9 protein-coding genes and 1 pseudogene are annotated in these 8,857 nt (G+C 71.4%); 2 read left to right on the top strand and 8 right to left on the bottom strand.

The window, feature by feature from the left end; all coding sequences use genetic code 11:
- Window positions 1-120 precede the first annotated feature (120 nt).
- Together SACAZDRAFT_RS03455 and SACAZDRAFT_RS03460 are read right to left on the bottom strand one after the other, a co-directional pair.
- The gene (locus SACAZDRAFT_RS03455) at window positions 121-1,296 is read right to left on the bottom strand and encodes a glycosyltransferase (RefSeq protein ID WP_005438739.1); all 1,176 of its coding nucleotides are present in this window, start codon (window positions 1,294-1,296) and stop codon (window positions 121-123) included.
- Window positions 1,259-2,158 carry a DMT family transporter gene (locus SACAZDRAFT_RS03460; protein ID WP_005438740.1) on the bottom strand — a complete coding sequence of 300 codons (900 nt, stop codon included), beginning with the start codon at window positions 2,156-2,158 and terminating at the stop codon, window positions 1,259-1,261. Before SACAZDRAFT_RS03460 ends, SACAZDRAFT_RS03455 begins: the two co-directional genes overlap by 38 nt.
- Before the next feature lie 237 nt (window positions 2,159-2,395).
- Here SACAZDRAFT_RS03460 and rraA point away from each other — a divergent pair, with 237 nt between their 5' ends.
- Complete coding sequence (gene rraA, locus SACAZDRAFT_RS03465) at window positions 2,396-2,929, top strand: ribonuclease E activity regulator RraA (RefSeq protein WP_005438741.1); 534 nt, start codon at window positions 2,396-2,398, stop codon at window positions 2,927-2,929.
- 203 nt (window positions 2,930-3,132) lie between these two features.
- Here rraA and SACAZDRAFT_RS03470 read toward each other — a convergent pair whose 3' ends face one another.
- Window positions 3,133-3,774, bottom strand: coding sequence for a TetR/AcrR family transcriptional regulator (locus tag SACAZDRAFT_RS03470; protein WP_005438742.1), 642 nt, complete (start codon window positions 3,772-3,774; stop codon window positions 3,133-3,135).
- 150 nt (window positions 3,775-3,924) lie between these two features.
- On the opposite strand from SACAZDRAFT_RS03470, the gene SACAZDRAFT_RS03475 reads away from it, so the two are divergent.
- Window positions 3,925-4,473: an NAD(P)H-dependent oxidoreductase gene (locus SACAZDRAFT_RS03475; RefSeq protein ID WP_005438743.1), complete on the top strand. Its 549-nt coding sequence runs from the start codon at window positions 3,925-3,927 to the stop codon at window positions 4,471-4,473.
- A gap of 56 nt (window positions 4,474-4,529) precedes the next feature.
- Here SACAZDRAFT_RS03475 and SACAZDRAFT_RS03480 read toward each other — a convergent pair whose 3' ends face one another.
- From SACAZDRAFT_RS03480 to SACAZDRAFT_RS03500, 5 genes and pseudogenes are all read right to left on the bottom strand, one after another.
- Window positions 4,530-5,816, bottom strand: coding sequence for an alkaline phosphatase family protein (locus SACAZDRAFT_RS03480; RefSeq protein WP_005438745.1), 1,287 nt, complete (start codon window positions 5,814-5,816; stop codon window positions 4,530-4,532).
- Window positions 5,813-7,482 (bottom strand): annotated as a pseudogene (locus SACAZDRAFT_RS24135) (alkaline phosphatase D family protein). The gene SACAZDRAFT_RS03480 and the pseudogene SACAZDRAFT_RS24135 overlap by 4 nt, the downstream one beginning before the upstream one ends.
- A 152-nt stretch (window positions 7,483-7,634) precedes the next feature.
- Window positions 7,635-7,961 carry a TcmI family type II polyketide cyclase gene (locus SACAZDRAFT_RS03490; protein WP_005438750.1) on the bottom strand — a complete coding sequence of 109 codons (327 nt, stop codon included), beginning with the start codon at window positions 7,959-7,961 and terminating at the stop codon, window positions 7,635-7,637.
- Window positions 7,958-8,452 carry an SRPBCC family protein gene (locus tag SACAZDRAFT_RS03495; protein ID WP_005438751.1) on the bottom strand — a complete coding sequence of 165 codons (495 nt, stop codon included), beginning with the start codon at window positions 8,450-8,452 and terminating at the stop codon, window positions 7,958-7,960. Before SACAZDRAFT_RS03495 ends, SACAZDRAFT_RS03490 begins: the two co-directional genes overlap by 4 nt.
- Before the next feature lies 1 nt (window position 8,453).
- Window positions 8,454-8,708: an acyl carrier protein gene (locus tag SACAZDRAFT_RS03500; RefSeq protein ID WP_005438752.1), complete on the bottom strand. Its 255-nt coding sequence runs from the start codon at window positions 8,706-8,708 to the stop codon at window positions 8,454-8,456.
- Between the last annotated feature and the right edge of the window lie 149 nt (window positions 8,709-8,857).

Consider the following 8,857-nt stretch of genomic DNA (forward strand, 5'->3'; position numbering starts at 1 on the left):
CTCGATCTCTCGCCCAGGAAAAGCCACCTGGAGAGCGCGTCCTACGAATGCACGTGTTGCGTATTGCGCAGTGAGTTGTGAGATGGACAACTCCAGTGTGATCCGCAACACGCTCGGGCGTCAACCTCGTCGAGCGAGGCCGACTGTGACGGCCCGGTAGATCTCCTCGAACCGCGCCCACGTGCGCTGCTCGTCGTGGCTCACGGCGATCGTCCTGCTCGAATCCCCCATGCTTCGTCGCCGGTCCGGCGAGTGCAGCACCGCGGCGAGCGCCGCGGCCAGACCGCTGACGTCGCCGGGCTCGACGAGGTAGCCGTTCTCGCCCGGCAAGACCAGGTGCGGCAGGGCCACGGCGTTGGCCGCGACCACCGGGAGCCCGCTGGCCATGGCCTCCAGCGTCGCGATGCTCTGCAGTTCCGCCACGCCCGGGATCGCGAACACGTCCGCCGCCCGGTACACCGACGGGAGCTGGTCGTCCGGCACGAACCCGAGGAAGCGCACCCGGTGGGCGACCCGCTCGCGCGCGGCGAGCCGTTCGAGCTCGCCGCGGCGGGTCCCCGTGCCCACGAGCACGAGCTGCGCGTCACCCGCCGGAAGCCTCGCCAGTGCCCGGATCAGCTCGTCGAGCCGCTTCTCCTCGTCGAGCCTGCCGACGTAGACCACCGTGGGTGCGTCGGGAAGCCCGAGCGCGCGGCGGTGCACCGCCGGCGGATCCGGAGACGCGGAGAACCGGGTGGTGTCGACGCCGCACGAGACGGGCTCCACAACCCCCTCGAAGCCGTTCGCCGCGAGAAGCTCCGCCGCCGTCCGAGTCGGTGTCGTGACGTGGTGGGCATGGTCGTAGACGCGGCGGAAATCCCGCCACGCCACGTCGGACACCGGCCGGTGCAACCGGCGAGGCAGATAGGGCAAGAGGTTGTCGGGCATGAAGTGATTGGTCGCGACGATCGGGATGCGCGCTCGCCGCGCCGCACGCACCGCCGCCCTGCCGATGGTGAAGTGGTCCTGCGTGTGGAGGACGTCCGGCCGCACCCACCCGACAAGCCTGCGCACGACCGCCGGGACACCGGGCGGCGGCACGAACCGCACCCGCGGGTGCACGACCAACGGCAGTGAACGCAGCCGATGCAGACACACCTGTGACTCCCGCACGATCTTGCGGGGCCCGGTCTCCGACGCACACACCACGTGGACGTCGTGGCCGCGCGCGGCCAACCCCGTGGCGAGGCGGGACGCGAAGAACGAGCTCCCGCTGACGTCAGGGGGATAGGTGTCGGTCGCTATCAACACGCGCATGATCACTGTGTCCAGGGGCTGGTCCGATGTACGAGCGGGCGAGCACCACGACGCCGACCACGATGCCGGTGGCCGACAACCCCATCCAGGCCGCGGCGAGCGGTGTGCTCGGGAGCGGCTCGCCCAGCACGAGCACACCGACCGTCGCGGCCGAGACGGGGTCCGCGATCTCAAGCATGGCGAATGCGAGCGCGAACCGCCGCATACGGTAGGCGTGCTGCTGGGCCAGTCCCCCGGTCGAGAGCAGGACGACAGCCAGAAGAGTGGGCCAGCTCGCGATCGCGGACAGATCGACGAGCATCCGATGCCCGATCACACTGATCAACGCCGAAGCCACCCCGAACGTGGTCCCCGCGGCGAACGCGAGCGCGGCGGCCCGGGCACTGCGGGAGGACGCCGACCACGCGACCCCCACCGCCGTCCCGGACACGGCGAGTGTCACGACGGCGAGCAGGACCGCCGTCGACGTCGACAGGGTCGGGGCCTTCGTGTCGGGCGGCAGAGCGAGCAGCAACCCCACCAGGCCCACCACGACGGCCACGCCGCCGAGCGACTGGGACAGGCGTAGCCGACGCCGCTCCAGCACCGCCTTGACGACGAGAGCGAACAGCAGTCCGGTGGTGCCCACCGGCTGGATGACACTGACGGGTCCGCGGCTCAACGCGAGCACGTGCAGGCCGACACCCAGACCCGCGCACGCGGCCCCGAGCAGCCACCGCGGCTGCCGCACGAGCCGCAGCAACCACCGCACCCCCCGGCCGCCGAGGAAACGCATGCCGACGACGACCTGCTCCTGCAGCGCCGAACCGAGCGCGATGAACAGCGCTCCGACGACGGCCAGCACCACGGCGACCACAAGCACGTCAGAATCGCTTCCCACGGGTGGTCGGCAGCACGAACGGGGCGCGTGCGGTGCCCCTCACCTCGCCCGCCCTCTCACGACGGGCCGAATACCCGGCTGGGTCACCGATATGCCCGACCGGGTGGATTCACCGGCGTCGTCGGAAACCCGGCGGAGTGACGCTGTCCATGGAGAGTCGAGAGGTTGGTCACGTACGGGCGTCGAAGCCCTCGTTCCCGCCGCACCCGCTGAGGCACGATGAGCCGACTGCCGACGACCACGACGAAAGGCTCCACGGTGACGCAGCGAACCCCGCGAACCTCTCAGCCCACCGCCGACCTCGTTGACGAGTACGGGGACCGACTCCGGGTGTGCGACACGCAGTTCCGGCAGTTCGGCGGCCACCGCGCCTTCAGCGGAGCCGTCCGCACCGTGTCGTGTCACGAGGACAACGGCCTGCTGCGCGAACTGCTGCGCACGCCGGGCGACGGCGCCGTCCTGGTCGTGAACGGGGGCGGCTCGCTGCACACGGCCCTGACCGGCGACCTCATCGCCGCCTCCGCCGTCGAGAACGGCTGGGCCGGGCTCGTCATCAACGGCGCCGTGCGGGACAGCGCGGCGCTGGCCGAGCTCCCCCTCGGCATCAAGGCCCTCGGCACCAACCCGCGCAAGAGCTCCAAGGACGGTCGCGGGGCCGTCGACGTGCCGGTGGGTTTCGGCGGAGTGACCTTCACCCCGGGCGACGTGCTGCACGCCGACGACGACGGCGTCGTCCTCCTGCCCCGAGACTGACCACCGTGTCCGCGACCTGCGCACGCGTGTCCGCACTTCATGCACGCGTGTCCGCAGGTTGTGCACGCGTGTCCGCACTTGAGGCACGGCGAGCTCACCACAGCCCGCCGTAAGACGTACCGGAACCTCGAACACCCGTACCGGAAGTGCGGACATGCGTACCGGAACCGCGGACACGCGTGCGGGAGACGCGGACACGCCGGTCAGGGGAAGAGGCGGGTGACGAGGTCGGACCAGCCGCGTTCCAAGCGGAAGAGGTCGGTGCCGGGCTCGCCGAGCAGGTGGTTGACGAGCGCGGTGTCGAGATAGCCCAGCAGGGTGTGGCCCAGCACGTGGTGATCGGCGAGGGGATCGAGCCTGCGGACGAGCATCGCCACGTGGGTGTGCCGCACGCGCTGGGCCGGGACGGCGAACTTGCGGTGCGGCTCGGTCACCGCGGCGACGTAGAGATCGCGGTGCTCCTGCTCGTGGCGTAGCACCGCCGAACCGAACGCGATGAGCCGTTGCCGAGGGTGCGCCCCGGGGCCGAGCGGCGGCGGCCCGCCGAGGAAACCCTCTTGCAACGAGCGTTCGGCCCGGTCGAGCAGCGCCGTGAGCAGGCCGGTGCGGTCGCCGAAATGGCGGAAGACCGTGCCCTTGCCGACCGAGGCCTCGACGGCCACCGCGTCCATCGTGAGGTTGCTCGCGCCGTCCCGGGCCGCGACCCGCGTCGCCGCGTCGAGTACCCGCGCCCGGTTGCGCACCGCGTCGGCACGCTGACGTCCGTGCTCGTGCAGCGGCAACGGGGAGAACGCCGTCGACGTCCGGTCGGGGACGGCGTTCGGGGGCGGGGACGAAGCGGGCACCTGCGCAGCGTAACCCGTGCCACGTCACGTTGACCATCGCCCGAGGACACTGTTAGACACGAAACGGACCACGGTCCGCTTTGTGTGCGGCGTCTCCCAGACGGAGCGCCGGCGCGTGTCCAGCACCCACTTTCGCGACCAGGAGTACTCATGACCATCCGTGTCCTCGCGCTCGTCGGCAGCCTCCGAGCGGGCTCGCACAACCGCCAGCTGGCCGAGACGGCGATCAAGCACGCGCCGGACGGCGTGACGGTCGAGATCTACGACGGGCTCGGCGAGCTGCCGTTCTACAACGAGGACCTCGACACCGAGGCCGGTGCGCCGGAGTCCGCCGGGCGGCTGCGCAGCGCCGTCTCCAGCGCCGACGCGGTGTTGGTCTTCTCGCCCGAGTACAACGGCACCATGCCCGCCGTGTTGAAGAACGCCATCGACTGGCTCTCCCGCCCGTTCGGCAACGGTGCGCTGCAGGGCAAGCCGACCGCCGTCGTCGGCACCGCGTTCGGCCAGTACGGCGGCGTGTGGGCGCAGGAGGAGGCGCGCAAGTCGGCCGGTATCGCGGGCGCGAAGGTGGTCGACGAGGTCCTGCTCGCGATCCCGCACTCGGTGACGCGCTTCGCCGAGGTGCACCCGGGAAGCGACACCGAGGTCGTCGAGGGCCTGTCCAAGACGCTCGGCAGGCTCGTCACCGAGGTCGCCTGAGCCGTCGGCGTGGTTCCGCCGCCACCTGGACCGAGGTCAGGCGGCGGAGCCGTTCGTCACCGCGGCGCGGGGACGGACACGAACGCGTCGAGGCGCGCGGTGCCGTCGTAGCCACCGTCCGGGGCTGGTAGATCGAACAGCGCGCCGACGGTGGGGGCGACGTCGGCCGTGGTCGCCGGCGCCGACGACACGTGCCCCCGCCGCACGGCGGGATGTCCACCCGCCACGAAGAACGGGATCGGCTCGGTGGCCGGATGTCCGTGGTTGCCCGGGATCGGGTTCGACCAGAGGTACGGGTCGGTGAACCGCCAGCCCGCCCGGCAGTAGACGACCAGGTCCCCGGCGCGCGGCCCGAGCCTGAGCTCGTCGGGGGTGTGGACCGACAGCACCCCGTCGGTGCCCAGCGCCGCACGGCGCATCCGCTCGACCGCCTCGGCACGGTCGGAGTCGGGCCCGGTGAACGTCAGCAGGTTCGCCCCACCGTTCTGCGCGATCGCCACGCGACCGTCGAGCATCGGGTCGTCGTCCACGACGGGGTCCAGCGACACGACGCGGTGCGGCATGGACCAGTCCATCGAGTGGTCGGCCAGCACGACGAGCACGCTCGACTCCCAACGACCGGTCCGCTTCAGAAACGCCGCGAACCTGTTCACGAGGCCGTCGGTCGACACGAGCGCGGCGGTCCGCGCGGCGCGCAGTGTGGTGCCGGTGAGGTCGACGTGACCGACCCGGTCGACATCGCCGAGGTTGACGAAGGCGAAGTCCGGGTCGGTCTCCCGCACGGTCGCGGCGAGCGCGGTGACGGTCGCCAGGTCGGGCGCGTGGTCGCTGATCGGGATCACGGGGAACGGCTCCCAGCGCACACTCGCCCGCTCCCCCACGATGCCGTAGAGGTACTCCTTGCTGAGCACGCTGGCTGTGGTGAGCCCCCGCTCCGCCAGCCGCTCCAGCAGCGTCGGCGCGCGAAGGTCGTCGGCGCGGTCGAGGGTGCGTACCTCTCCCAGGTCGGCGTCGTAGACGGAGTTGGCGGGCACACCGGTGCGGTCGGGCCGCATGCCGGTGATCATCATGACGTGGTTCGGCAGTGTCTCCATCACGGGAAGGGAGCGCGCCGCGGGGAACGCCGTGCCCTCCTCCCGGAGGCGGTACAACGCCGGCGTGGTGGCCGGGGTGATCTCGTCCGGTCGCAACCCGTCGACCACCAGCACGTACACGCGGGGGCGCGGACCGCGCTCGGCGGCCGACGCGGGAAGGGCACCGGCGGTGGACAGCACCACCGCGGCCGACGTCCCGGTCGCCACGCGCAGGAAGCGGCGCCGGTTCAGCGCGGGTGTCTCGGTCATCGAAGGGCCTCCCGGGTCCGGGTCACGCGCTGGGTGCCGGCCCGCACCACGTACGAGACGGAGTGCCGGGCCTCGGTGGCCGGGTCGGTCCGGTCGCGGAGTGCGTACCAGTCCATCTGCACGGCGCTGGGCGTCACGTCGAGCACCGAGAAGCCGTGGGAGTCGAAGTCGAGGTGCTTCACGTGCGGGTTGGCGACCCGGATGGCGGTCTCCACGGCCAGCGACGCCGTCCTCGGCGGCACCCGGAGGATCTCGTCGAGGTTGTCGCTGGTCACCGAGGTGCAGACCAGTTCGACGCCCACCGAGTCGCGGGTCAGCGGATACGTCAGGGGGTTGGCGGGCAGCTCGCACGCCCAGGCGGAGTGGATGTCGCCGGTGAGGAACACCGTGTCGCGCACGCCGTGGTCGCGCAGGGTGCGGAACACGGTCGCGCGGTCGTGGGTGTAGCCGTCCCACTGGTCCACGTTGTACGGAACGCCCTCGATCGGTCCGACGAGTTCGGTCAGGGCGTGGAACTCGCGCGTGGTCAGGGTGGACGGGAACTGCACCGGCGCGATCATGACCGAGTTGCCCACGAGCTTCCACTGCGCGCCAGCGGTGACGAGTCCGTCGGTGAGCCAGCCGAGCTGGTCGCGTCCCGCGATGGTCCGGTCCGGATCGTGGATCCCGCGGTCGAACGGGTGCGCGCCCTGTCGGCTGCGGTGACTGCGGAGGTCCAGCATGGACAGTTCCGCGAGCGTGCCGAAGGTGAGTCGGCGGTAGAGGTGGCCGCCGGGTTCGTAGCGGACGGGCATCCACTCGGCGTAGGCCTGCTGGGACGCGGCCCGGCGTTCCTCCCACGTGCCCTCGTCGGGCTCGGTGTGGTTCTCCGCGCCCCCGCCCACGCGTCGTTGGCGGATTCGTGGTCGTCCCACGTCACCACGAACGGCACACGGGCGTGCAGGGCGGCCAGGTGCGGGTCCGTCTTGTACTGCGCGTGCCTGCGCCGGTAGTGCGCCAAGGTGGTCATCTCCACCTCGGGGTCGTGGGGGCGCACGGGACTGCCGTCGGAGGGCACGCCGTACTCGTAGAGGTAGTCGCCGAGGTGCACGACGAGGTCGAGGTCGTCGCGCTCGGCGAGGTGGCGGTAGGCGGCGAAGTGCCCGGCCTGCCAGTCGGAGCACGACACGACACCGAACCGCAGCCTCTCGACCGCGGCGCCCACGGCGGGAGCGGTGCGGGTGCGCCCCACGGGCGAGGTGTCGCTGCCGTACCGGAACCGGTACCAGTACGCCGTCGCGGGCTCCAGGCCGGTGACGTCCACCTTCACGGTGTGGTCGCGGTGGGCGCCGGTGCGGACCGAACCCCGCGCGACCACGTCGGAGAACGCCTCGTCCCGGGCGACGTCCCAGTGGACGGTCACCTCGGGCCCGGCTCCGGTGCCGGGCTGCGCCTGCGGCACGGGTGTGACGCGGGTCCAGACCAGCACGCCGTCGGGCAGCGGGTCGCCGGAGGCCACCCCGTGGGCGAAGGGGACGGACTCGGCCGCCGCCGGAGCGACGGAGGCGGCGGCCACGCCCACTCCCGCCGCCACGAGCGCGCCGCCGGCACGCAGCACGCCACGCCGGGTCAGCGCGGACGAGGGAGCAGCGGACGCGGGACTGTCGGGGGACGAGGAGTCGCTCACGGCGGTGGAGCTTGCCGGATTCCGCCCGCCCTGTCACTACTGATCAGTAACCGTTCAACCGGAATTCAGCTGAGTGGAGCAACACGGTTTACCGCGCGGCACGGGACCCGCCCTCGTGGTCCCGTGCCGCGGGCCTGGCGGCGGTCGGGGGGTCAGGAGTCACGCCGCCAGTGATAGAACGCCGTGGCCATCGCGTCGGTCGGCGAGCGCCACGTGTCCGGGTCGTACGCGCTGATGTACTCGTCCAGCGCGGCGCTCAGTTCCCGGAAGTCGCGATCGTCGCGCACGGCGTCGATCCGGTCGTCCACCTGCTCGTCCGACTCGATCAGATGGAAGTACAGCCCGTGGTAGTGGAAGAGGGTCCGGGCGCGGACGCCGACCCGGTGCGGCAGCGGCCCCGCGTCCGAGGCCGCGAACAGCGCCGCGACCGCGTCCTTGTCGGACTCGGCCATCCGGGCGACGATCAGGGTCCGGCTCATGACGACTCCTCCGCGCGCGTGCCGGTCCCCGCCGCGGGCAACGCGGCGGCCTCCGCCTCCAGCACCCGTTTGATCGCGTTCATCTGGATCGGGGTGTTGGTGTTGATGCGCTCCGTCATGCCGGCGTCGTCGACGGGCGCCTCGGGTTTCATGGCGAAGTCCTGGGTCCAGCGCATCAGCACGCCGTCGTCGACCTCGTGGTAGGTCCAGCGGATCCGCATGTACTCGAACGGCCCCGTCTCGACGCGGCGGGCCACCACCGTGCGGGTCGCGGGATCGAGCTCCCGTTCGGACACCCACGACCAGACCCTGCCCTGCTCGTCGGGGTGCATGGTCAGGCGGAAGAGCACCCGATCGCCGGTGTCCTCCAGCACCTCGGCCGCGGCGTACTCCGTGAACAGGTTCGGCCAGTCGGCGACGTCGTTCGTTCTGGACCAGACCAGATCCATCGGCGCCCGGACGATGATCTGGTTCTCCGTGTGTCCTGGCATGTCAAGCCGCCTTTCCCAGGGTGTCGTTGAGCGTGCTGAGGAACTCCTGCACCGACCGGATCTCCTGAGCCTCCGCGGGCAGTGCCACACCTCGGTTACGCTCGATCGCGGTGATCACGCCCAGCAGGGCCAGCGAGTCGAGCCCGAGGTCGTCGAACGTCGTCGCCGCGCCGAGCTCGGCGGGGTCGATGCGCACGCCGCTGCTCGACGACAACAGCTCGCAGAGTTCATCCATCGTGAAGTCCGAACCACTCATGCGTCTCCTCCGTCCGTCGGTTACCTGGTCGAGCCGAGTACGAGTGCCGAGCTGAAACCGCCGAACCCGCGTGCGAGCACGAGCACGTGCCGCAGTGGTCCGCGCCGCGGTGTGCCGAGCACGATGTCGGCGTCGACGGCCACGTCGTC

This window comes from Saccharomonospora azurea NA-128, from assembly GCF_000231055.2.
In the GTDB taxonomy this organism is placed as follows: domain Bacteria; phylum Actinomycetota; class Actinomycetes; order Mycobacteriales; family Pseudonocardiaceae; genus Saccharomonospora; species Saccharomonospora azurea.

Coding starts and splice junctions, on each gene's coding strand:
- SACAZDRAFT_RS03455 (WP_005438739.1), bottom strand. CDS start 1,296: ATGCGCGTGTTGATAGCGACCGACACCTATCCCCCTGACGTCAGCGGG.
- rraA (WP_005438741.1), top strand. CDS start 2,396: ATGAGCCGACTGCCGACGACCACGACGAAAGGCTCCACGGTGACGCAG.
- SACAZDRAFT_RS03475 (WP_005438743.1), top strand. CDS start 3,925: ATGACCATCCGTGTCCTCGCGCTCGTCGGCAGCCTCCGAGCGGGCTCG.
- SACAZDRAFT_RS03480 (WP_005438745.1), bottom strand. CDS start 5,816: ATGACCGAGACACCCGCGCTGAACCGGCGCCGCTTCCTGCGCGTGGCG.
- SACAZDRAFT_RS03490 (WP_005438750.1), bottom strand. CDS start 7,961: ATGAGCCGGACCCTGATCGTCGCCCGGATGGCCGAGTCCGACAAGGAC.
- SACAZDRAFT_RS03495 (WP_005438751.1), bottom strand. CDS start 8,452: ATGCCAGGACACACGGAGAACCAGATCATCGTCCGGGCGCCGATGGAT.
- SACAZDRAFT_RS03500 (WP_005438752.1), bottom strand. CDS start 8,708: ATGAGTGGTTCGGACTTCACGATGGATGAACTCTGCGAGCTGTTGTCG.